Below are 23,850 nucleotides of genomic sequence, written 5' to 3'. Positions count from 1 at the left end.
AGAAGCTATAAGACGTTAATCTTGAAAGAAGCCGATGTAAAACTTTAAACTTGATACATAGTATGAAAGCCTACAACACAACTTCCCATAGATTCTTCTTGATAGTAGCCTCGAGGGGAATCGAACCCCTATCTAAAGTTTAGGAAACTTCTATTCTATCCGTTGAACTACAAGGCCGTCTTAAATTTGCTTGCAAAGATAACGGTTTCTGTCGATTTAACAAGAATAAAATACAGGTTCCTTCCCTACATCTCAAATATTAAGCATCGGTAGAACGATAAATATCGTTTCATTTTGATAATTCAATTGACTTTTCGACCTTTGCGTTCGCAAATTGAAAGTAAAACAGTTTTTTAAAAATTAAACATAGTAATTAAAATTATGGCAGACGAAATGATGGTTAAAGAATTGGAGGAAGTCGTAGTACGTTTCTCCGGCGACTCCGGCGACGGTATGCAGTTGGCCGGCAACATCTTCTCGAACGTGTCGGCTACGGTAGGAAATGACATCTGTACATTCCCCGACTATCCGGCAGATATCCGCGCCCCGCAAGGCTCGCTGACCGGTGTTTCCGGTTTTCAGGTACACATCGGCGCCGGACAGGTTTACACCCCCGGAGACCGTTGCCACGTATTGGTAGCGATGAATCCTTCCGCACTGAAAACACAAATCAAATTCTGCAAGCCGCAGGGACTTATCATCACCGACTCCGACTCATTCCAAGCCAAAGATTTGGAAAAAGCACAATTCAAGACTGACAACCCTTTCGAAGAATTAGGCGTGAAGCAGGAGGTGCTCGAAGTGCCTATCTCCTCCATGTGCAAGGAGAGCCTGAAGGATTCGGGACTGGACAACAAATCCATTCTCCGTTGCAAGAATATGTTTGCACTCGGACTGGTTTGCTGGTTGTTCAACCGTAACCTGGCAGCCGCAGAAAAGATGCTGCGCGATAAATTTGCCAAGAAGCCCGAAATAGCCGAAGCGAATATCAAGGTGTTGAACGACGGTTTCAACTACGGCGCCAACACACACGCTTCCGTCTCTACTTACAAGATTGAAAGCAAAGCTCCGAAATCAAAAGGGCTTTACACAGACATCAACGGCAACAAGGCAACTGCCTACGGATTGATTGCTGCCGCCGAAAAGGCCGGCCTGGAACTTTACTTGGGTTCTTATCCCATCACTCCGGCTACTGACATTCTGCACGAATTGGCGAAACATAAATCATTAGGCGTGAAAACCGTGCAATGCGAGGACGAAATCGCAGGTTGCGCTTCTGCTGTCGGTGCTGCCTTTGCCGGTGCTCTGGCGGTGACAACAACTTCCGGTCCCGGCGTTTGCCTGAAGAGTGAGGCGATGAACCTTGCCGTTATCGGCGAGCTTCCATTGGTGATTGTCAATGTACAGCGCGGCGGCCCGTCTACCGGTCTGCCTACCAAATCGGAACAGACCGACTTGTTGCAGGCCCTCTACGGACGCAACGGCGAAAGCCCGATGCCTGTCGTAGCCGCAACGTCGCCAACCAACTGTTTCGACGCTGCCTACATGGCGTGCAAGATTGCGCTGGAACACATGACCCCGGTTGTATTGCTGACCGATGCCTTCGTAGCCAACGGTTCTGCCGCATGGAGACTTCCCGACCTGAACGAATACCCAGCCATCAATCCTCCGTATGTGACTCCGGATATGGCAGAGAACTGGACTCCCTACCAGCGTAATGAGGAGACAGGCGTACGTTATTGGGCAACTCCGGGAACAGAGGGCTTCATGCACCGCATCGGCGGTCTTGAAAAGAGCAACGAAACCGGCGCCATCTCTACCGAACCCGAAAACCACGACAAGATGGTTCGCCTCCGTCAAGCCAAAGTAGACAAGATTGCAGACTATATCCCCGAACTCGAAGTGTTGGGCGATGCAGACGCCGACCTGTTGATTGTAGGCTGGGGCGGTACGTACGGACATCTCCGTCTGGCAATGGACTATATGCGCGAACATGGAAAGAAAGTGGCTTTCGCTCACTTCCAGTACATCAACCCGCTGCCGAAGAACACTGTCGACGTGCTGCGCAAATATAAGAAAATCGTGGTTGCCGAACAGAACTTGGGACAATTTGCCGGTTACTTGCGCATGAAAGTGCCCGGATTGAACATCAGCCAGTTCAACCAGGTGAAAGGGCAACCCTTCGTTACGAGAGAATTGATAGATGCATTCACTAAATTATTGGAGGAATAAGAGATGAGCGATAAAGTATATACCGTACAAGATTATAAAGCAGGACAACCGCGCTGGTGTCCGGGATGCGGTGACCACGCTTTCCTGAATTCACTGCACAAAGCTATGGCCGAACTGGGAACGGCTCCGCACGACATTGCCGTAATTTCGGGCATCGGCTGCTCTTCCCGTCTGCCTTACTATGTCAATACGTATGGCTTCCATACCATCCACGGACGCGCTGCCGCCATTGCAACAGGCGCCAAAGTAGCTAACCCTAATTTGACTATCTGGCAGATTTCCGGCGACGGCGACGGGCTGGCAATCGGCGGTAACCATTTCATTCACGCATTGCGCCGCAATATCGACCTGAATATGATTCTGCTGAACAACCGTATCTACGGTCTGACAAAAGGACAATACTCACCGACTTCGGCACGCGGACTGGTCACCAAGTCTTCTCCTTACGGCACTGTGGAAGACCCCTTCCGCCCAGCCGAACTGGCTTTCGGCGCACGCGGACGTTTCTTCGCACGCTGTATTGCCGTAGACGGTGCGGCTTCGGTAGAGGTATTGAAAGCAGCCGCCAACCATAAGGGTGCTTCCGTGGTAGAAGTGCTCCAGAACTGTGTCATCTTCAACGACGGAACGCACGCCAGCGTTGCCACCAAAGAAGGACGTGCCAAGAACGCCATCTACCTGGAGCATGGCAAACCGATGCTGTTTGGTGAAAACAAAGAGTTCGGACTGATGCAGGAAGGTTTCGGGCTGAAGGTGGTGAAACTCGGCGAGAACGGTATCACCGAAAAAGATATCCTCATCCACGACGCCCACTGCCAGGACAACACGCTCCAACTGAAACTGGCCTTGATGGAAGGTCCCGACTTCCCGATTGCATTAGGTGTCATACGCGATGTGGATGCTCCGACTTACAACGAGGCTGTTGCCGAACAAATCGAAGAGGTCAAAGGCAAGAAGAAATATCATAATTTCCAAGAGTTGCTGATGACCAACGAAACCTGGGAGGTGAAGTAATTCACAGCCTGCAATAAAAAAAGAAGAGGGGTCGCTTCACGGTGCTGAAGCGGCCCCTCTTTCTTTTCCTACCTGCCAATACGAAGCATTTTCAGCTTCATATTCAGCGTGTTACAGCGCATATAGATGGTGTGTGCAGGAGATATAGATGGTAGACATTGGACATATAGATGCTGGAGGCAAGATATATGGATGCTGGAAACAGGGCATATAGGCCGTGCAAATCGGTCCTATTTCTTACTCTTCCTCCGCCTTCGCCTCCTCCACAATCTCATCGGGAACTTTGTCGCAACGCACATACTTGTTCACGTCGGCTTCGTCCTCTGTGGCAGTCCACACCATCGAACCGCTTTCCAACAGGTCGGTGACGATGTATTCGCTGTTCCAGTCGCCGTTTCCGTAGTCGTAGACGCCGGAGATGACCGCACCCAGGTACGGGTCTTTGCGGATGCTGAAACTGCCGGTGATGTAGCGGGCATACATACTGTCGAACTTCTGATACATTTCGAATGTCTGATCCTTGCGGTTGAACTTTATATAGCAATAGGTGTCTTCGGCCAAAGGAGCGCCGTTCCATTCGGCAAGTTGCCACACTCCGTTCAGGTTGGCGGTAGTGACTTCCAGGCAGGCTGCAGCCGATGAATCGTCGTCGTTGCAGGACGAGCCGCAGAGCAGGAGAGCCAATAAAGCCATGAGTTTGAAAATATTCTTCATGTCGGATTTCTTTTTTTTATGGATTGATACGTTTAACTTTTATATTCAATGTACGGTCTGACGGGCGAGCGCTGATACCTTCGATGATAATGGGGAAGGTAAATTCCGCCTTCGCTCCGGCAGGAATCAGTGAAGCGTCTATGGTGACCACGATATCGGCTTCCCCGCCCGGCGGAATCACTGCCGGTTCGGTACGGAAGGAGGCGTAGGCGGGAAGTATCGGTGCGGTGAGCCGCATGGGTTTGCTGCTGCTGTTGCCGCAGAGGATGCGTTCCGTAAACCGGCCGCCGGCTTTCACCTCGCCGAAGGCCATTGCGTTCTGTTTCAGACGCAGCCTGCCCATTGCATGGGGATAGCGTGCCCATTCGTCCTTGCCCGGAAGTACGTTTCCCGTCAGTGTGAGCCGTGCCACGGGCGTCTTGTCCGAAGAGGAGAGGTAGACAAACACCTGGGTGTCTATCGTGCCGGGATGGTTCTTCGGATGGAACGTCAGTGTGACCGGCTGCTGCTTGCCTGGCAGCAACTCGCCGCCGGGCATCTCTACGGTGACGCAACTGCACGTCGGCGTGGCGCGCTTCAGTAGAAGAGGGCGGTTGCTCACGTTGGTGCAGACAAACCGGCGGGTTGCCGGAGCGTCGTCCTCGGTCAGCGTGCCCACGTCCTGCACGGTCTTGTCAAACCGCAGCAGCCGTTCCGCCTGTTTCAGCAGTGCGGGGTTCAGCAGCGAGTCTCTCCGCGCTTGCAGGGAAGCGGGGCTGTTCTGTGCGTGTGCCACTCCGAACAACCCTGCTCCGGCAAGGAGTGCTACTATTATTAATAGGTGTAAGCGCTTCATTGTTTCACCGAGTTGAGTTACATCCAACCGTTGTCATTGGCTGTCTTGCGGACAGTGACGGTGATGGTCTGTTGCGCGCCGTTGCTTGCTTTCACGGTGATGCGTGCCGTGCCGGTGGTTACTCCGGTCACTTTCATCAGCGTGTTGTTCTCTACCGCTACGGCGACGATGCCGCTATCGGACGAGGTGCAAGTATAGGTGAGCTTTTCACCGTCGACGAAGTAATACGCCAAGTTGACCGTTGATGTCGCTTTTTCCGCTACATAGACGTTGGGCACTTTCATCTCCGTGCCGCTGCCTTCGATGTTGTTGAGCAACAGGGCTGCGTTGGCTACGCCAGTTCCCATCTTGCCGATGTACTTCGACAGTTCGAGTTGCGCAGGCGAAGCTCCCGGCGATGTATGATTGCGGTAGTAAGTCTTCTTTCTGCCGCCGCCATACCAGGTATCTACCGGCTTGACAGACTCTTTCAGCAGCCCGATGAATTCAGACGCTTTGAAGTGGCGGCGCAGTTTCACTGCATACGACAAGCCTAAGGCGGCTACTCCCGACACGTGCGGGCAAGCCATCGAGGTACCGTCCATGTAGCCATAAGCGGGTGTGCCGTTTTTCATCATTGTGGAGAGGATGGAGCCGGCGTAGGGCGCTCCCTCTTCCCAGAATTCGGGCGAATCCTTGCCAATGGCAGCATAATATTCCGTGTCGCCGCCGGGGGCGCAGATGTCTACCTCCGTACCGTAGTTGGTATAAGACGCCGGAGTGAAGTCGGCAGCCGTGGAACTGACGGTGACACATTTAGAGTATGCGCCCGGATAAGCGGGAATGCCTGCATACTCGTTGCCTGCCGCAAAGATGGCGAGTCCACCTTCGATGACTCCGTTGGGCGAGCCGGCGTTGTGGATGAAGTAGTCCAAAGCCTCCTTCTCAAGCGGATAGGTTGTTTCCCACTCCTTCTGTGTGGCGGGGCCGGGGCTGAATCCTTCAGCGATGTTGGCGTCGGCCGAGTTGTATCCCCAACTACATTGCAGGATGACAGCGCCGTTGTCTGCCGCATATTTGATGGCTTTGGCTTCGGCGGTAAGCGTAACGCCCGCGTCGCCTGCAAATACCTGGCACGTCATGATTTTCACGCCCGAATTGGGAGTGCCGTTACCGCCTGCGATGCCGCATACACCTATTCCGTTGCCATTCATAGCGGCAATGGTTCCTGCCACGTGCGTGCCGTGTCCGGTGTCGTGCTCCGACGACCAGGTGATGACTGCGGTGTTCTCTACGAAGTTGTATCCGTGCTTGTCGTCAACATATCCGTTGTTGTCGGCGTCCTGCCCAGCGTTAATCTCTTCGCCTTCGTTCACCCAGATGTTGTCTTTCAGGTCGGGGTGAGTGAGCATCACTCCTTCGTCCAGTACGGCAACGACGATGGAGGGGTCGCCCATACATTTCCGCCATGCTTCGTAGCAGCCTACGTCGCAACCCTCTTCGGCTCCGTTGTTCATCGGATTCTGGTTTTCAAAGGCGTATGTTCCCGTGTTGTTGTAGTGCCACTGGTAGGCGAGTCCGGGATCGGCAAAGGTGGCTGACGCTCTTCCGGCGCGGGTGGCAGCATTGCGTTGCAACACCGATTCGCTGACATATACGCGGCGGTCATCGCTCTTGTAGGCACGTTTGATGCGACTGTTACCTTGCACTTTGGAGATTTCCCCTAACTGGGAGATGCGCTTTGCCGCTTCTTTCAAGTCGGTGTCCTTGTCGAACTTCACCAGATACCACAGGTGTAATCCTGCGGCGCGGGTGCGCGCTTCGTTCTTGGCATCGGTCGGGAAGATACGCTCGAAGTGGTATCCGCCCAAGATATCGAGAATCTCGTCCGTCGAAGGAATTCCCGAACGGGTAGCGACACCTCCGTTGCGCGCGGAACGGGTGAATGCGCGGTCAAGGATTTCCGTCATTTCGGGCTTGAATTTGATGATTAGTTCGCCTGCTGTCACGTCGGCGGGGAACCGGATTTCGGTCTCCCCTGCCGAAACCGACGGCTGCTCTGCCTGCTCATGTTCCGAGCAGGCAGCCAGCGCCAATCCCAACAGAAGTGTATATAAGAATCTATTTCTCATGTTTACTTGTTAGCTAATTGTTCTTGTTAATGATTACTTATTCTGCGTCTTCCGTCGCGGAGTTGGCCACAAAACGACGGTAGTAGAGCGGATAGGCAACTCCCGGTACGGCTATGTTGCTGCCGGGGTCTTCGGCTCCGTAATAATAAGTAAAGTCGAAGTTGTCCGCGTCTATGTTGCCGAATCCTACCGATTTTCCGGCAGAGTCCTTGCCTCTCTCCTGTTGGATGAAGAATCCGATTTCCGGATACCATGCTGCAAAGTAAGGATGGAAGAGCACCCAGTTGGGCAGTTTTCCGGTGAGGAAGTTTAGGTTGATGGAGAGGTAGCGGGTCTTGGGCAATACACGCGGAATTTCCTGACCTGTCACGGTCTCCGTCGTCTCATCGGTAGCGGTGAATGTTACCGGATTGTCATCCGTGAGCAACCATCGGCACGTGTCTCCTACCAATTTGTCGAGGTAGTCTGCCTTTTCGGTCGAGAAGTCGTCAGACGTGTAGTGTGTCGGTCTGCCCGCTCTCTCGAGTGCCGTTTCCATCTCTTCGTCTGTCGGCAGTTCACCTTCGATGAAGTTGTAGGCAAGCGTCAGCGATTGCAGATTTTCCCACAGAAGCAGGCTAAGAAGAGCGTCTCTTTCGCTTCCTCTCGAAACATTGACAAACAGTCCGATGGGGCGTCCGTTGTACTTACCGCCTTGTACCAGTGTCAGGTCGGAGAGTGAGTCAGTGCGGCGCGAACCATTCAGTGCGAGCGAAGTCAGGTACGGGAAGTTCTCTTTGTTGACCACTTTCGTAATAGTCGACAGAGTAGCAAAGTTGGTTGCCGACAGACTCAGTGCTTTCAGTCCTGCATAGCCTTCGTTCGTGGCGCCTCCCAATTTGGCGAAGTTTGCCGGCAGAGAGGTGATACCGTACGAATAGAGAACCAACTCTTTCAGATGCTTCAACTCGCAGATTTCCTCGCCCAAGTGGATGTCGCGGATTTGTGAGTTGGCGTTGCTGCGGATGGAGAACGACTCCAGATATTTCAGGTAACGCACTTCCTTCGGCAAGGATTCGCCCTCTTTCATGTCAATCATGACAAAGTTTACCGAACGTATGCGTCCCACCGCTTCTTCGCACGGCAAGTCCTTGTCGGTAGCTTCCCACAGCGTCACGTTTTCCCAGTTCTGCATATTTTCGCTGGTTTCAAATTTAATCATGCTCTGCACCTTCTCATTGATGGTGATGACTGCCAGTGAGTCGCCCGCACGGTTGTCTTCAATCTTGAGGGCAGGTTTTTGTTTGACGGTGAGCACGACATCCTCTATCGGGTTGCCGTTGTCGTCTACCAACTGGTCGTTTGCCGGGTCTATCGGCACGAGGTGAATCTTCGCCACGCGGACGAAGGGAGCTGTGTTCATTTCCCAACGGAAGTTGGCTTTCACCGTACGCGGACGGGCTTTTCTGTCTAAGTCCACCGCCAAGTCATCCTGCCGGGGTTGGGTGAGCCATCCGGTGCGTTCGGATTCGTATTCGGCTTTCTCCTCATCCGACTGTATGCCGTCGAAAGCATATTCGACGCTTCCGATTTTGAAATTAATATTGGTAGATACCACCATCTCGAACGTACGCTTCTCATAACGCGCCGAGTTCTCGATTTCCACATCCGTTTCGTTCAGCAAAATCTGTTTGCCGAAGCCGAATTGTGTGACAGTGATAAGTTTCTGTCCTGCCTGCTCGGAGGAGAAACGGATTTGCGCCATGCGCGCCGTGTTCTCTAACGTGGAGTCGATGGCGAGCTGACATTCGGCCGCTCCCAATCCGTTTGCCGGAGAGACGGCAATCCAGGGTTTGGATGCGCCTGCCACCCAGCTTATGTCTGACAACACGGTAATCTTCTCCAGTCCACCTTCCGGACCGATTGCAATTTCTTCTTTGTCCGTCAGAAATCCGCCGGGAAGTTCCGTCTTGTTGTCGTCCTTGCATGAGGTGATGCACCCTGTGCAAAGTACCAGTCCTGCTATGACTTTATGTAAATATTTCATTTTCTGTCAGTTTATTGTTTAAGAGTGTCGCAACCTCGGATATCCTGGGTTTTGTCGTAAATCAGCATATACATACCTGCCTTGATGTAAGGGCAAAGGTGTGTCACGTCAAGCGAGATGTTGGGGTTGTCCTTAATCTCCAGTATCCATAGTCGCGGGTTGATGGTTTCGTTCACCTTGCGGATGTCGTTGGCTCCGATTTGCAGTTGAAGCAGGCTCGGGCAAGTACTGATGCCTTCGGGCCATTCACGCAGGATGCGGTTACCGTCGGCGTCGCGCTGGTGGCGGATACCGAAGGCTTTCAACTGGCTGCTGTTCAACGGTTCGGTGGGGAACTTGGAGAAGCAGTTGTAGCTGACATCCATGTTGGTGAGGTAAGGCAAGGTCGTTGCGCGGAAGTCGTCCGACAGGGATTTCAGTTTGTTGAAACGCAGATCTATCGAAGTCAGCAGATACGTATTCTTGTAGTTACCGTTTTTGCCTTTGAGCGAGTATTCCGGAATTTCCGTCATTTCGTTGTTGCTCAGATTGATGGTCGAAATCGGCGAACCGGTTCTGAACAGGTCTGTCGGGAACTTCGAGATGCGGTTGTAGGCCAATGAGATGGTAGAAGCGTTGATGCCCTTGAATGTTTCCGGGTTTTCGACGTTCTTGCCGCCTACGGAGCCAATCTGATTGTAAGAGAGGTCGACCGAACCCATGACATGAACGGAAGATGCATCGAAGATGTTAGGGATGTACTTCAGTTCGTTGTGCGAGAAGTCCAGCGTCTCCACATCGTTGGTGAATCCGCAGAACTCTTCCGGTATCTCCTGTATTTTGTTGTAGGCGAGGGTGAGCGTAGCGAGCTTCACATCTTTGCCAAAGGGAGCCAGTGTTTCAATCTCGTTGTCATAACAGTCGAGCATTCCCATTTTCTTCATGTTGCGAAGAGAACCGTCTGTAGGGAATGATTTGAGGTTGTTGTAGCTCAGATAGAGAATCTGCAACTTCTTACCTACGGGCGACAGGGCAAGTTTCGACCAGTCGTTTTTCAGCCGTTCGCTGCTGATGCCTGCGTTGGCTGCTACGTTCAGCAGTTGCATTTCGGGCAGGTTGTATATGAAGTCGGGGAATCTGTCCAACTGTGCACAGTTGTAAATCTCGATGTCCGTCAGTTCGGTCATGCTTTTCCAGTCCAGGTTCTCCGCTTCGTATGCTTTGGCGTATTCCGAATCGGGGTTTTCCCACTCCGTACAGATATCTTCCGCTTTGATGGGAGCGTTGCCGATGTAGAACAACTGCAACCGCTTCAGGCGCATGATGGCTTTTGAGACGAATGTAATCCCGTTGGTGTATTTGCCGATTTGCGCGTCTTTCAGCGAAATGCGGCTGCTCTTGCGGATGGGTTGCTGTGCAGCGTCGTCGTTGATGCTTTTCTGTATCATTTCGGACAGGTCTTGGCGCACGTCGTAATTGAGGAACGTATTCCGGTAGTGCATACGCAGGTTTTTCAGTTGTGCGGCGCTCATGTCGGCATTCCAGTTTGTCTGGTCGAACATATTTCTGCCGAGCCTTTCGCTGTGCGAGCCTAAGGCGAGCAGTTTCAGTTCGGTCAACTGTCCGATGGCGTCGGGCACTCTTCCTTTAGCACCGAATCCCTCGAGCGTCAGACCTACCACGCGTCCGTTGCTGTTGAGCGTCACACCCGGCTGGTCGCCCCACATATCCATTTCCTTGTTAAAGTTCCAGTTGGCTCCCGGTACTTCGCCCGCTCCGTAGTAGCCCCATTCCGTTCCGTTCAGTGCTTCCCATATTTCCTTTAGTGCGATGTAGTCTTTGATGTACTCTTTCGTTTCGGAGAGCAGGATGGGCACATTGGCGTGTTTGGTCAGGCGATTGTCTTCGATGGCAAACGGTTCGCCTGCCACTTCCTGGGTTTCAAGAGCGGTTTCCACTGCGCCGCTTTTCCGGTAGGTGGTGTAAGCCGTCACACGGTAATTGCCGGTGGGCAGCCATACGGCCGAGTCGCTGGTGGCAACGCCTACGTCCATGTACTTGTCGTTCGGGTCGTCGGGGTTCTCGTGCTCTTTGTACTCTTCCTTGTAGGCTACTTTCAGTTTCCTGAATGTAGTCGATTCGCGGGTGAAGGTATTGGTCACGGTGATGTCAATCAGCTTGATGTCTTTGAAAAGATACAAAGCGTCGCCGACTGCGCGTGTTTCGGGAAGTCCGGTCTTTGCAAGTTTGAACGTTACCGTTCCACGGCTTTGCACGTCTACGGTGAGGTCTTTCACCGTCAGTCCGCGCGAAAGGACTGTGAATGTTTCGTCCGAAGAGGCAGAGATGCTCGTTATCACTTCGTCGAGCTTGTCGAGCAGCTTGTAACCTACTACTTTATAGTCGCCTACCAGCAGTTGCAGCTTGTCGCTACGCATACCGTACTCCGCATTGGATTCGTTGTAAGCGTTCAGAATCAATGTCTGCGTGATGCTTGCACCGTTGTACAGCATTTCTATTTCTACTTTCTGTGCTTCGCCCAACTTGTTCAGGTTGTCGCCGGCACGTGTCTCCCCGCCTTTTGCATAGGATGCCGATTTGTAGAGTTTGAACTGCACGTAGCCGTACTGGCTGCCTTGCAGTTCCTCTTTGTCATCGGAACATCCGCCCGCCACCATACCGAACAGTATGGTGAAAAGGGGGATAAGAAACAGTTTCCAATATATTGTTCTTTTTGAGTTCATTTATTTCTGTATTTTGTATTACAGTGATAGTTTATTTTTAATGATTATCCGCTATTTCCCCTCTCTATATGAGGTAGTTACAGCGCATATATATCCTGCGTCCACCGCATATATGTCCTGCGTCCAGCACATATATATCCTACGCCTACCATCTATATGTCCTACAGCCAGCATATATATATGCTGTAACAAACTGATTATAAGACTAAAGCTACTCTATTGGGCAGATAGGGGAAGATAGCGGATAATCGTAATTTTTTTAATTAATAAAATTGGAAATAACATTCTGCAGGGAATACTCCTGAAGACGGGTCTCCAATAATGACAGAGCATGGTTCGCTTGGTATTGCAATATTATCTTTCAGTGCTGTCAAAATTACATAGCGTTTGCCATTGATTGTCTCTTCGTGACATTGAACGGTGTCTTCTCCCCACGGATTGAATGACATTCCCATCAGATGTTCCGGAAGCACATTATCTACTCGAATGCAGAAACTGCTACCTTTCAAGAAGTTAGGAACTGAAAGCAACCAGGCTTGTTCTCCCATTACGTCTATTCCCGCACCTTGTAACATTTCTTTTACCTCTTCGCCTGCCTGCAAAGAACCTTCAATCATCTCTATGGGTGTTAAATCATCTTCTGTCACATGGCTCCAGTCGTTGATGTCTTGTGCATAGAAAGCAGTAAGGACAATCTGACTTCCGGCCTGTTTTTCCGGTTCTTGAATCAAAGTTGCCATTATACCTTTAGAATAGGTATCTTTAATGGCGTGGTAGGAGTATTCTCCCCATCCTTCGACATCGATAAGGCTTTCATTGAGGTTTCCTTCTTTTTCTAATTTTTCCCATTCAGTTTTGGGAAGTACCAACACAATCGCTCCACGTTGCGCTGTTGCATCATCAAGAGATTTAGCCGTTACTGTTACATGGGTTCCCTCTTTTTCTACATTTACCCAATCAGGGGTTTCTGTAAAGTCATAGTTGAAAACAGTAGCTCCGAGTGCGTCTTTCTTGATTGCCGAACCTACAAGAATATGGAAATTGTCGTCACGGACTGTAATGGTTGAAACTAACTTTTCTTCGTAAGTCTTGAGCGTAGGCGAACCGGTTTCCATACCGCTTGGTATTTCTGTGAATGTTTGTCCGTCGGTGCTTACTGTCAGGTTTGAGTAACCGGGGTCTACCAATATGACACCCTCTTTCAGTCCTTCATATTCTACCGGAATGGCAACTTCGCTGATGATAGTTTCGTCGGAGGTCATTACAGAGAAGGTGATATTTCCGGCTTTGTCCTTACCGATTGAGTTTTTAAATTCGAGTCCTTCGCTGTTGTTTCTGTTGAAAGAAAGTTTGAAGCCGTTGTCTGTACTTTCTACTTTTACCCAGTCGGGGTTGTCGCCATCTTTGATTCCGACTTTCAGACTGGCATCTTCAAGGCTTGCGCTTACCAACAAATAACCGTCTCTGTCTGCATCAATATCGCATCCTTTGACAACAATCGGGTTTTCTGCGCTATATTCTACCTCTTCCTCGCCTTCGGCTTCGGGAACAGATTTGATAGTCAGTCCGCTAAAGGCTTTCTTCGAACGGGTAATCTTGTAAATCACTTGTTCTTTGTCGCCCATCTTCAATGTGATTTCCGTTGTATTGTCGTTGATGTAATCTTGTCCGTCTCCCAAAATCTTGGCTGTTACCGTCTGGTTGCCGGCTTTTCCGCTTGTAGTGGCGTCTTCAAAATCGCCGTTTACAAACTTGCACCATGCTGCCTTGCTGGTCAACTGCCAGTCTACCGGTGCATTGAAAGAGATTTCTATCTCGTCGCCCACTACGTGAGTCTCCTCCTTCAGTTCAGGAAATGTGATATTCACACCTTCTTTTTCGTCGTCCGAACAACCGGCAAATGCAACCATGCACATCATTGCCGATATAATCAAGCTCCAGCTTATGTTTTTCAAATTAAATGCTTTCATAACTGTATTGTTTTAATGTTTTAATAACCTTGTTCTTTAAGTTTTTCCGCTTCCGCCTCACTAATCCATTCAATGAGGTTGATGTAAGTGCCTACTACGCCATATTCGGAGCCGTCTTTATTGTCTACGCTCAGCGTGACGTACTGGAAAATGAAGTCCTGGCAACTGCTGTAGTAGGATGTATAGTTTGCCGACTGGCTCAACCGCAGGTTTCCGTCTCCGTGGATGGTTCCGAACGGCTCGCTGGTAAGTCCGCATACGTGCTTGTCCATCTCTATCAACGGACGGAGGATATCTTTGCGGTCGAACTTGATTTTGGTATCGTAGCCGTCAAAGTAGAGTCCGTGCAGCACGATTGTGTTTTCTTCTCCTTCCACTACATCGGAAGTAATCAGACGGATGCCTACATTTTGCATATAGTCCGAAGAAAGGAAGGAGGAAGTGACGCGGCAATAGCCCGTGAAGTTGTGAATGTCAAACGGACATGACTTCTGCATCACGACCTTTGCCTTTGTGGTGTAAAGGTTCCACTGCTCCGATTCGGGTACAATCAGGCGCAAGGCAAACCCCAGCGAGTCGGTGACTTCGATATTGTCATACACCCCTTGCACTTCGATGTTGGCAACCCGTTCGCCCGCCTTGATGGTGACGGTGTTTGAAAGCAGCCGATAGTGTTTGCCTTCTACCGCATTGCTTTCCTTATCAATGATTTCCACAGCAAGGTTGCGGTCATAGCCAACCGCCGTAGTAGCCGCAATGGGAACGTTGAATATCTCGTTGGTTTCTTGTACGGCATACTGATAGAGTGTGTCGGAAAACATCAGATAATTCGGACCTTTATAGACCATATTGTCCTGCTCACATCCGACAAAACTGATGATGGCAGCAATCCCCGCCATGCATCCAATGATTAGTTTTTTCATTATCGTATGTTTTTAATCTTATTTGTTACTTTCATTAGGTTCCACTATCGAGCCGGGAGCATCCAACTCATGCTGCGGAATAGGCCATACGAACATTACATCGTCTTTTTCCACTTTCAGGCTGCTGCCGTTTTCCAACGACTGTGCCTGCGGCTTGCGTTCGAACCCTTTGTGCCAGCGTTTCAGGTCGTGCAAGCGGAAACCTTCCATGTAGAGTTCTTTCACACGTTCCTGTTCGATGATGTCCATCGCATTGTCCTTGTTCATGGGAGTGGTGCCGCTTCCGTAGGTTGAATAGCGTGCCAGGCGGAGTGTGGAAATGTCCGTTCCTGCTTTGCCATATTCGGGCTGCTCTTTCTGCACATAGGCTTCTGCGCGAATCAGGTATTGTTCCGACAGGCGGAATACTTTGGGCATACATACGTGCAAGATGCGGTTTTCTACAAAACTTTCGTTACCGAAATATTTAATCAGCAAAGGCCAGGTAAGGCCGTAGCTTGTAGTCTGGTTCTGGAAGAAGGTAGTCACGCGCAGGTCGTTGTTGTCATACAGGTTGATAACCCACTCTGCCGGTACGTAGTCCGGGCGAAGGCTCACATAGTCGAAGTTGGCAAAGATACGTCCCAATGCGCCGCCATAGGAGGTAACGGTGAAACCTACTTTCCAGATGGTCTCTGTCGAGATGTCGTTGGTCCACATATATTTGTAGTAGCTCACGCCGCTTGCTATTTCGTTGGTGCAGCTCGACAGGCGGTATTTGCCGCTTTCGATTACTTTGGTCGAATACTTGATGGCGTCGTCCCAGTTCTTCATATATAATGATACGCGCGCGCGAAGGGCGTGGATGGTATACTCGTTGAAATAGGGAGAGTCAAACAGGCTTTCGGTAAAGTCCTCTTCAAGTTTCAGCAACTCTTCGGCACGGTCGAGGTCTTCGAGGATGAAGGCATACGAGTCTTTCAATGAAGCACGCTTCATCTCTTCGTCGCCACCATAATGACGGGTCAGGATAACACCCAACTGCTGGGCGGCATCTTCTTCGCTCTCGTAGGCTTTGCAGAAGAGTTTCACTAACTCGGAGTAGGCTAATGCACGGGCAAAGTAGGTTTCGCCGCAACATTGGTCGAGTTTGTCCAGTTGCTCGTCGTCGGTAACATTCTTTCTCACGTTGTCCACTCTGTCGAGCAGGAAGTTGCAACGGTTGATAACCATGTAGAGCGAACCGTAGACAGCTTCGATGTCGGTATTGGTGGCGAGGATGTTCTTCCAGCGCCAGATGTCTCCGTACACGTTCGTGTTTCCGTTTACTCCATACACGAAGTCGGTCTGCAAATCGGGCAGCAGGGTAAGGTTGCCCGAATAGAGGGCACTGCTCTTAAATGCGTCGTAGATACCGATTACTGCGAGGTCTACGTCTTTCACTGTCCGGATTGCCTTGTCGAAGGGTATCGCATCTTCGGGGAGCTTGTCCAGACAAGATACACAGCAGAGTGCCAACGCAACCGACGTGATATATAATTTGAATTTACTAATCATTTTTGTTACTATCATTTTTAGAATGAAACTTCAACACCTAACGTAAACTGACGCGAAGCCGGGTATTGTGCTCTGTAAATATTGCTTGCCACTTCGGGGTCGAGCCCTTTGAATCCGGTAAAGGTCAGCAGGTTTTGTCCTTGCAGGTAGACACGTGCCGAAGAGAAGAAGTTGCTTTTCTTGAAACAACTCTGCGGCAAGACGTAAGCCAGTGTCAGGTTTTTCAGGCGGAGGAACGATGCGTTTTCGAGGAAACGGTCGTCAAGCTGTGCCACTACGCCATAACGTGGAATGTCTGTGACGTCTCCCGGTTTCTTCCATCTGTCATAGAGGAGGCGTTTGGACTGGTTGTAGGAGCTGTACAAGCCGTTGCTCTCTTCGAAGAAACGGTCGTTATTCATCACCCAACGGTTTGCCATCCAACTGAACTGTGCCGACAATGAAAGTCCTTTCCATGCAAGGCTTGTTCCGAAACCGCCTGCCCAGGGAGAGTCGAAGGTTTTGCCTGTCATTACTTTGTCCTCTTCGCGAAATTCGGTGGTCAGTTCGCCGTCTTTTGTGTACCACAGAGCGTCGCCGTTGGCAGGGTTCACTCCGGCATAGCGGTTGAGGAAGAACTCGTGTACGGGATGTCCTACAACGAACTTAAGTCCGGTGGTAGATTGCACATACTCCGTCACACCGTTGTAGAGTTCCACCAATTTGTTCTTGTTGTAAGAGACATTGGCGCTCACATTCCAGGTAAAGTCTCTGGTACGGATAACATCTGCATTTGCCGAGACTTCCACACCCCGGTTCACCATTGCTCCGATGTTTTCCCAGTGGTTCTTCTCGCCGGTCAGGGCGTACGATTGCGGAACGAGCATCAATATGTTGGTTGTCTTCTTGTGGTAGAAGTCAACGTCCAGCCCGATGCGGTGGTCGATGAAACTCAGACGCAGACCGATGTTATTGGTCCATGTCTGTTCCCATCCTAAGGTTTCGTTGCCGCTTTGAGAGGGATAGATACCAGCCTGTCCGAGATAGTTGGGACCTCCCGATACAAGCGCAAGATGGTCGTAGTTAGGGATTTCCGAGTTACCCGACGTACCTGTGCTCATGGCTATCTGTGCGCCCGAAAGCCATGTCATATCTTTCAGAAACGCTTCGTTCTTGATGTTCCACATAAAACCGAGCGACCAGAAAGCACCCCAACGGTGTTGCTTACCGAAACGTGAGGAAGCATCCGTACGTACTGCGGCTTCGGCATAATACAAATCTTTGAAGTTATATTCGCCACGGAAAAAGAAAGACAGATAATAATAAGAACTATTGTTGTCTACCCAACTGGTGGCACGTGTACCGGAGCTCAGGCTGGTGAGCATATCGTGTGCCTGTCCCACTGCGACTGCCTGGAAGCCGGTAGACTGGTAATTTACCGCTTCCTGTCCCAGCATGAAGTTGAACGAATGGTCGTCGTCCAGCGCCCAACGGTAGTTTGCAGTAGTAGTTTCGCTCAGGCTAAGGATGTCCGACGAACTGCGACCGGCAGAACCCGATTCGTTGTTAATGATATAACTGGGGAAAGACTGCATGAAGGCCGTCGAATGTGTATAGTCTGCACCAAACTGAGTACGGATGGTCAGGTTTTTAACCGGTGTAATGTCAGCAAATACGGTAGACAATAATTTATACTTCTTATATTGTACCGGATTGTTTGCCATCCATTCAATCGGGTTCTGTCCCGTTCCCGTCCATGTTCCGTTGTTCTCGGAAGCCAGCGAGCCGTCTTCATTGTAGGGATTCCAGTAAGGGAGCATGAAACGTGAACCGGCAATCGGTGTATAAAGTGCCATGGCACCTTCTTCCGCCTGCTGCACCTCTTCGTAAGTAGCCATCGTGCTGGTACCTACTTTGAGCCAATTGCTTGCTTTCACTTCCGCATTGGTACGCATATTGAAGCGGCGGAAATGAGAACTCTGCGCAATACCTTCCTGGTCGAAGTATCCGCCCGAGACGTAATAGTTCAAGCGGTCGGTAGCACGGTTGACAGAGAGTTCGTAGCTCTGCAACGGTGCGCTGTTGTTGAATACTTCGTTCAGCCAGTTGACATTGGTACGCGAAAGCAGTTCGTAGTCTTTTCCTTTGTCTATCCCGATTTCCTGTTCAAAGCGGATACGTTCGGGAGTGTCCATCAGCATCCATTTGTCGTCGGATGCGAGCTGCGAAATACCGTACTGCGCACGCAGGGTTACTTTCGCCTTGTCGATGGAGAGTCCTCGTTTGGTTGTAATCACTACCACGCCGTTGGCGGCACGCGCTCCGTAGATGGAGGTAGACGATGCGTCTTTCAGTACGGAGATAGATTCGATGTCTCCCGGGCTGATGGCGTTGAAGTCTGAACTGGAGATAGGCACTCCGTCGAGGATGAATAGCGGAGACGTTCCCGAATTGATAGAGTTCGTACCGCGAATCTGGAAAACTGCCGCCTTGCTGGGTTCTCCGGAGTTGGAGATGACCTGTAGTCCGGGCGTCTGTCCTTGCAACGACTGGTCGAAACCTGCTGCCGGAACATTTTCCATCTTTTCTGCTTTCACGGTAGCTACGGAACCGGCGATGGTTCCTTTCTTACGAGTACCGTAGGCTACTACCACTACTTCGTCTATCAGTTCTGCATCCGATTCGAGCACAACGTTGAGCGTGCCTGTCTTGGCGCTAACCTCATGCTTTTGCGACTGCATACCGATATAAGAAAAAACTAATGTGGCTTTTGCCGTACCTTTAATTTCAAGATTGTAGTCACCGTCAATGTTTGTGACTACACCATTTGTACTTCCTTCTTGCAATACCGACACGCCAATCAGCGGCTCGTTACCCTCTCGGGCAACAACTTTTCCTTTGACAAAGAATCCCTGTGCAAAGGCTGTCTGGACGGTCAATAATGAAAGAAAGACAAACCAAAGAATAGATTTTCTCATTCTTGTCTTAATTATATTATTGGTTAAAAAATAGAATAAATATCTTGTATATTGAAAAACATTAGATTTTGAAATCGGCTATTACATTGAGAATGGGGGGGGGATTTCATGATGTCTCTTTTCTGTTTCTCCAAACAAAAGGATATACTTGGTTGTTATTATGCATTATTTTACTCGATTTAGGTGTACTTATTTATATAATATTACGCAAAAGTAATTAATATTGATGTAAATAAGGCAATGGTTGGGTATTAATATGACAATTGTGTGCCTCATTCCGAATAATGTTTGGAATAAGGCATTTCATATATCTATTTTATATGGGCTTTATGAGATAAATGTAAGAAGAAAGGCGGTACAAACCGTTAATATTATGTCTGTATGGTATTAATATGCTTAAATAGTTAAAAGTGTGTAAAATGCATTGTCTTGTATTATATGTTTACATGGTTGAGGAGTAAACCAGTATTGCCGTATAAGCCACGTAGCAAAGTACCATAACACTGCCCTCTATCCGCGTAATTGTCCGTTTAGCAAAAAAGAGTCCGAAAAGCCAAAGCAGGATGCACGAACCTGCCAATGCAAATAAATCGAAGTTGGTGATTCCGTTGAGATGGAGCGGTGTAATGCCGGCACTGCATCCCAATACAAAAAAGATATTGAAAAGATTGCTGCCGATGACATTTCCGATGGCGATTTCGGGATTCTTTTTCAGTGCGGCTACGATGGAAGTGGCAAGTTCCGGCAGGGAAGTTCCGGCGGCTACCAAAGTGAGACCGATGATAGATTCGCTGGCACCCAAGTTACGGGCGATGCCCGTAGCTCCATTGACAAATAATTGTCCGCCATAAATAAGTGCGGCAAGCCCGCCGAGAATATAAAGAACAGATTTCCACCACGGAAGCATTTTGATTTCGTCCGCTTCAGCAGGAGCGGCAGCTTGTCGGGCGTCGTTTGCCTCCGGTTCGGACGGAGTGCGGGCTATTGCAAAAGTGTATCCCATGAAAATGGCGAAAAAACAGAGTAACAGTAAGCCGTCTGTTCTGTCCAGTATATTTTCTGAGGCTTTATTGAGAAAGACATCATTAGCGCACACCAATAGCACGATAGAAGCAAGGATACAAAGCGGTATCTCTCTTCGGAGTGTGTTTCGGGTGATGACAATCGGGGCAAACAGAGCGGTACAGCCTACAATCATCAGTGTATTGAAAATGCTGCTTCCCACTACGTTTCCTATTGCTATGTCGGCACTGCCTTTGAGAGCGGAAGCGACACTAACTGTCAGTTCCGGGGCGGAAGTGCCGAATGCGACGATGGTAAGTCCAATGACGATGGGCGAGATGCGTAAGCGCCGGGCTACTGAAGCCGAACCGTCCGTCAATCCGTTGGCGCCTAAAAGTATGAGGACAAGTCCTCCTGTGAGAAGCAATATATTCATAATTTTTTCGTTTGCCAGCAAAGATAATCATTTAGAAAGTTGATATGTCAAAAAACAATCCGTATGTTTGCTCTGTTTTTGAAATAAAAAGGATTAACCTAAATTCACTGTCAGCGAATAGTTAGGATATGGAAGCAAACAGAATCAAAAGAATAGTGCTGGCGTTGCTGATGTCCGTAGGGGCGATGGGGGCACAAGCGCAGTTGGAGCAGGCTGTAAAGAAGATATTTGCCGGAGATACCATTGTCGCCCGACAGGCTGTTGTAAAGCAGGATTCGGACTCGGCTTATGTAGCGAATCTGCAAAAGACCTTGGAAGAAGCCCGGCTCGACGAAGCGAATATGCGTATGGAAATGGAGCAGATAAAACTCCGGATGGCTGCTGCCGATTCTGTGAAATACGCCCGACTGGGCGATGCCTACTTTCCATATCGTCCGCTTCCTGCTCTATGCGTTTATGATTGCGATGATATATCCTTATCTGCCGGGTTCCGATTCGGGGGTATTCCAGGGGATTTCGGTATTTGTCGGATTGATTGTCTCGTTGGGTTCGAGTACGGTCATCGGCAATATCATCGCCGGACTGGTAATCACCTATATGCGCCCGTTCAAGATAGGTGACCGGATTAAGTTAAACGATACCACCGGAGACATCATTGAGAAAACGCCGCTTGTCACCCGAATCCGCACGCCGAAAAATGAGGTAGTCACTGTTCCCAACTCGTTTATCATGTCCTCGCATACTGTAAACTACAGTACTTCGGCGCGCGAGTATGGACTGATTATCCACTCGGAAGTCTCCATCGGCTATGATATTCCCTGGCGACAGGTTCATCAGATATTGATTGATGCGGCGCTGAACACGCCCGGCGTAGTGGACGACCCGCGTCCGTTTGTACTCGAAACGTCGTTGAGCGACTGGTATCCAGTCTATCAGATTAACGCTTACGTCAAGGATGCGGCAAAAATGGCGCAAATCTATTCGGACTTGCAGTCGAATATTCAAGATAAATTCAATGAAGCAGGCATTGAAATCATGTCGCCGCATTATATGGCGATGAGAGACGGTAGTGAAACCACAATTCCTAAAGACGACTGGAAAAACGGTGCTCCGGCGGGCAAATAGGCACGGGGAGTATCCATATCCACCACAGATGGCGCATCGCCCTCAACCTCAAGCCTTCTCGCAACGAATCAGCACTTTCTGCCCGTCGTTTAGTGTGCTGGCAAAAAGATAGGTATCGCCTCCTTCGGTCAGGTTGACTCGTTTGCGAAGTTCGGCTACCGTAGAGGGGAAGTTGCGCACGGTGATATTGGCTTTTTTAAGTCCTGCCAGGCTCTCTTTTATCTCCTTCTTGTTGAAACTGCACCGGCTGACGATGCGGAACACTCTTCCGGGGAAACCTGCAATCAGCGTATCGGAAGTATAAAGGTGGCTGTTGGGATGCAGTTTCTTTACCGGAAAGGTTGCGGCGATGCTGCGGAAAGCTCCGGCTTTCAGGAGCGACGTATTCGGTTCGTACAGGTAACTGCCCAATGTGTCTGTGTACATACATTCGTTGCGTTGCTCCTGCTCGCGGGTGAAAACGAAGTGCTGCGCTGTCTGTGTCCCTTTGGTGAAGAGGTTTACGCAGTGGATGGCGACCTCTTTCGGCGGATTTTGTGCTGCCGGCAGTTCTTGCCCGAGCAATAACAGCAGTTCCTTACACTCGTTGTTGACCGACAGGATATGTACCTCCTCCGTATGCGGCAACTCTTTCAAAGCCAACGAAAGGTCGAGCATGGGAGAGAGCTTGACCATTATCCGGCGGGCTTTGCTCAACAAAAGCTCCTCCAGCCGGGCCACGTCGGGTTCGCAATCGGAGATGGCTACGGTTTTTCCGCCGTGCTCGTTGCGGCGGGCAGGGTCAAGGAAGATGCAGTCGACGGGAGACATCGCTTGCAGATAGGCTACGCCGTCTTCATTCCTGACGGTGATGTGGTTGAGACGGAGGATAGGAAAGTTGTGTGCCGCTATTTCGCAAAGTTCTTCCTGACGCTCTACGTAAGTGACCGACCTGAACCGGGCGGCAAGAAAAGAGCAGTCTATCCCGAAGCCTGCGGTAAGGTCGGCCAAAGATTCGCCTTGCAGAAGCCCCGCCTTGTAGCGGGCGGTGATTTCCGAAGAGCATTGCTCCAACGACAGGTGCTTCGGATACCATATGTCCTCCATCTCCTTCCACGAAGGGATTTTCTCGGTGGCAACCTGCCTGCCAGCTATCTGGGTGATGGCAACCGGTATATCCACATTCGAATACTTTTTAGCTTGCAGGGCTAAGGCCCGTATATCGTCCGACTGATGTTCGCGGATGAAACGTCGGGTTTCGGAAGAGATTTGCATAAGGATGTCAGTGCGTTATAATAATTAGGGTATTACCTTGTATTTCTGTTTCGCCACCTCCCGGCTGCAAAAGTTGAAGTGCCACCATTCGCTGGGCAATGCACGGAATCCGGCTTCTTTCATCACCTTTCGCAGCAACAGGCGGTTTTGCCGTTCCGTTTCGCTGATTTTGCCGTTGCGCACCAGTTCGCTCTCGCGGGTGATATGCGCTTCTATGCCCAAATGGTCTACTTTGGTCCCCATCGGCAACGGCTTTCCCAAAGAATCCCGGATGCTGACGTCTACCGCCAGCCCGTAGTTGTGAAGTCCGCCGCCACGGCTCGGGTTAGAGACGTATTTGTATCGGGATGTCCCTTTCACTACGTTCCACATCTTCTTTTGTACCGACATCGGACGTGCGGCGTCGTAAATGAGAAGGCTGTAGGACGGGTGCAGCTCTTTCAATCTCCGTTGCGCTTTCACAAGGGCGTAGGCTGCGTCGGGATGCAGATAGGCTTCGGACATATTGTCGTAAAGAACCTCTCCGGTGAAATTGTCGGCGCGTGTGTACATCAGCTCCACGGCGAGGCTGCTGTCCAGTTCGGCCACGTTCACCAGTCCTAAAGAATCCATATAGAGAGCCATCGCGCTTTTTGCCGGTTGCGGGGCGGGAGTTCCATTTTCCCTGCGTCCGGCTACGGAAGTGCCTACTGCCAGTAACAGCAGGCAGACGATAATCAACTTATATTTCAGAAATCTCATTCGGGCTTTTCCATTTAGTACGCCAAAGATACTTCTTTTTACACTGGTTACGCCTTTTGCCGGTTGTTTTTATAACTTTTGAATGGGATTTTTATCCGTAAAGCGCCCGGATACCACCCGAAAACTATCTAAAATGACCCAAAAACTATCCGTTGACAGATTTCCCCCCAAACAATGTTTGTTCTTGTCCTGCCACTTGTGCCGAATTGCCGTAAACTTGCAGCATCAAAATTATAACGACGAGTATTTAC

The 23,850-nt window shown here is 50.1% G+C and carries 14 protein-coding genes, 1 tRNA gene and 1 pseudogene; 3 read left to right on the top strand and 13 right to left on the bottom strand.

Annotation, left to right across the window (positions count from 1 at the left end; genetic code table 11):
• Positions 1-105 precede the first annotated feature (105 nt).
• Positions 106-177, bottom strand: a tRNA-Arg gene (locus tag QZ331_RS00840).
• Between the two features lie 204 nt (positions 178-381).
• Here QZ331_RS00840 and QZ331_RS00835 point away from each other — a divergent pair.
• Positions 382-2,232 (top strand): 2-oxoacid:acceptor oxidoreductase subunit alpha, encoded by a 1,851-nt coding sequence (locus QZ331_RS00835; RefSeq protein WP_294627135.1) that lies wholly within the window; start codon positions 382-384, stop codon positions 2,230-2,232.
• A 3-nt stretch (positions 2,233-2,235) separates the two neighbouring features.
• The gene (locus tag QZ331_RS00830) at positions 2,236-3,246 is read left to right on the top strand and encodes a 2-oxoacid:ferredoxin oxidoreductase subunit beta (protein WP_294627133.1); all 1,011 of its coding nucleotides are present in this window, start codon (positions 2,236-2,238) and stop codon (positions 3,244-3,246) included.
• Between the two features lie 237 nt (positions 3,247-3,483).
• Here the strand turns inward: QZ331_RS00830 and QZ331_RS00825 are convergent, their stop codons facing one another.
• The 10 genes from QZ331_RS00825 to QZ331_RS00780 form a co-directional block, all read right to left on the bottom strand.
• The gene (locus QZ331_RS00825; protein WP_294627131.1) at positions 3,484-3,960 is read right to left on the bottom strand and encodes a lipocalin family protein; all 477 of its coding nucleotides are present in this window, start codon (positions 3,958-3,960) and stop codon (positions 3,484-3,486) included.
• Positions 3,961-3,976: 16 nt separating this feature from the next.
• Positions 3,977-4,795 (bottom strand): DUF1573 domain-containing protein, encoded by an 819-nt coding sequence (locus QZ331_RS00820; RefSeq protein ID WP_294627129.1) that lies wholly within the window; start codon positions 4,793-4,795, stop codon positions 3,977-3,979.
• A 17-nt stretch (positions 4,796-4,812) separates the two neighbouring features.
• Positions 4,813-6,906 (bottom strand): subtilase family N-terminal domain-containing protein, encoded by a 2,094-nt coding sequence (locus tag QZ331_RS00815; RefSeq protein ID WP_294627127.1) that lies wholly within the window; start codon positions 6,904-6,906, stop codon positions 4,813-4,815.
• Between the two features lie 37 nt (positions 6,907-6,943).
• Positions 6,944-8,932 carry a BACON domain-containing protein gene (locus QZ331_RS00810; protein ID WP_294627125.1) on the bottom strand — a complete coding sequence of 663 codons (1,989 nt, stop codon included), beginning with the start codon at positions 8,930-8,932 and terminating at the stop codon, positions 6,944-6,946.
• Between the two features lie 11 nt (positions 8,933-8,943).
• Complete coding sequence (locus tag QZ331_RS00805; protein WP_294627123.1) at positions 8,944-11,655, bottom strand: DUF4458 domain-containing protein; 2,712 nt, start codon at positions 11,653-11,655, stop codon at positions 8,944-8,946.
• Between the two features lie 263 nt (positions 11,656-11,918).
• A complete protein-coding gene (locus QZ331_RS00800) occupies positions 11,919-13,625 on the bottom strand; it encodes a DUF5003 domain-containing protein (RefSeq protein ID WP_294627121.1) in 1,707 nt (568 codons plus the stop codon).
• A 20-nt stretch (positions 13,626-13,645) separates the two neighbouring features.
• Entirely contained in the window at positions 13,646-14,548 is a 903-nt protein-coding gene (locus tag QZ331_RS00795) for a DUF4984 domain-containing protein (protein WP_294627119.1), read from the bottom strand.
• An 18-nt stretch (positions 14,549-14,566) separates the two neighbouring features.
• Positions 14,567-16,084 carry a RagB/SusD family nutrient uptake outer membrane protein gene (locus QZ331_RS00790; protein WP_294627117.1) on the bottom strand — a complete coding sequence of 506 codons (1,518 nt, stop codon included), beginning with the start codon at positions 16,082-16,084 and terminating at the stop codon, positions 14,567-14,569.
• A gap of 17 nt (positions 16,085-16,101) precedes the next feature.
• Positions 16,102-19,041 carry a TonB-dependent receptor gene (locus tag QZ331_RS00785; protein ID WP_294627115.1) on the bottom strand — a complete coding sequence of 980 codons (2,940 nt, stop codon included), beginning with the start codon at positions 19,039-19,041 and terminating at the stop codon, positions 16,102-16,104.
• 442 nt (positions 19,042-19,483) lie between these two features.
• On the bottom strand, positions 19,484-20,479 hold the full coding sequence (locus QZ331_RS00780; RefSeq protein ID WP_294627113.1) for a calcium/sodium antiporter: 996 nt from the start codon (positions 20,477-20,479) through the stop codon (positions 19,484-19,486).
• Between the two features lie 128 nt (positions 20,480-20,607).
• Here QZ331_RS00780 and QZ331_RS00775 point away from each other — a divergent pair.
• Positions 20,608-21,604: pseudogene (locus tag QZ331_RS00775) on the top strand (mechanosensitive ion channel family protein).
• Between the two features lie 48 nt (positions 21,605-21,652).
• Here QZ331_RS00775 and QZ331_RS00770 read toward each other — a convergent pair.
• Both QZ331_RS00770 and QZ331_RS00765 read right to left on the bottom strand, forming a co-directional pair.
• A complete protein-coding gene (locus tag QZ331_RS00770; protein ID WP_294627111.1) occupies positions 21,653-22,858 on the bottom strand; it encodes an SAM-dependent methyltransferase in 1,206 nt (401 codons plus the stop codon).
• 24 nt (positions 22,859-22,882) lie between these two features.
• Entirely contained in the window at positions 22,883-23,599 is a 717-nt protein-coding gene (locus QZ331_RS00765) for a M15 family metallopeptidase (protein ID WP_294627109.1), read from the bottom strand.
• Positions 23,600-23,850 lie beyond the last annotated feature (251 nt).

Source organism: uncultured Bacteroides sp. (assembly GCF_910586915.1).
Classification (GTDB): domain Bacteria; phylum Bacteroidota; class Bacteroidia; order Bacteroidales; family Bacteroidaceae; genus Bacteroides.
The sequence above is the reverse complement of the archived record's forward strand: the minus strand, read 5'-3'. Positions and strand labels throughout refer to the sequence as shown.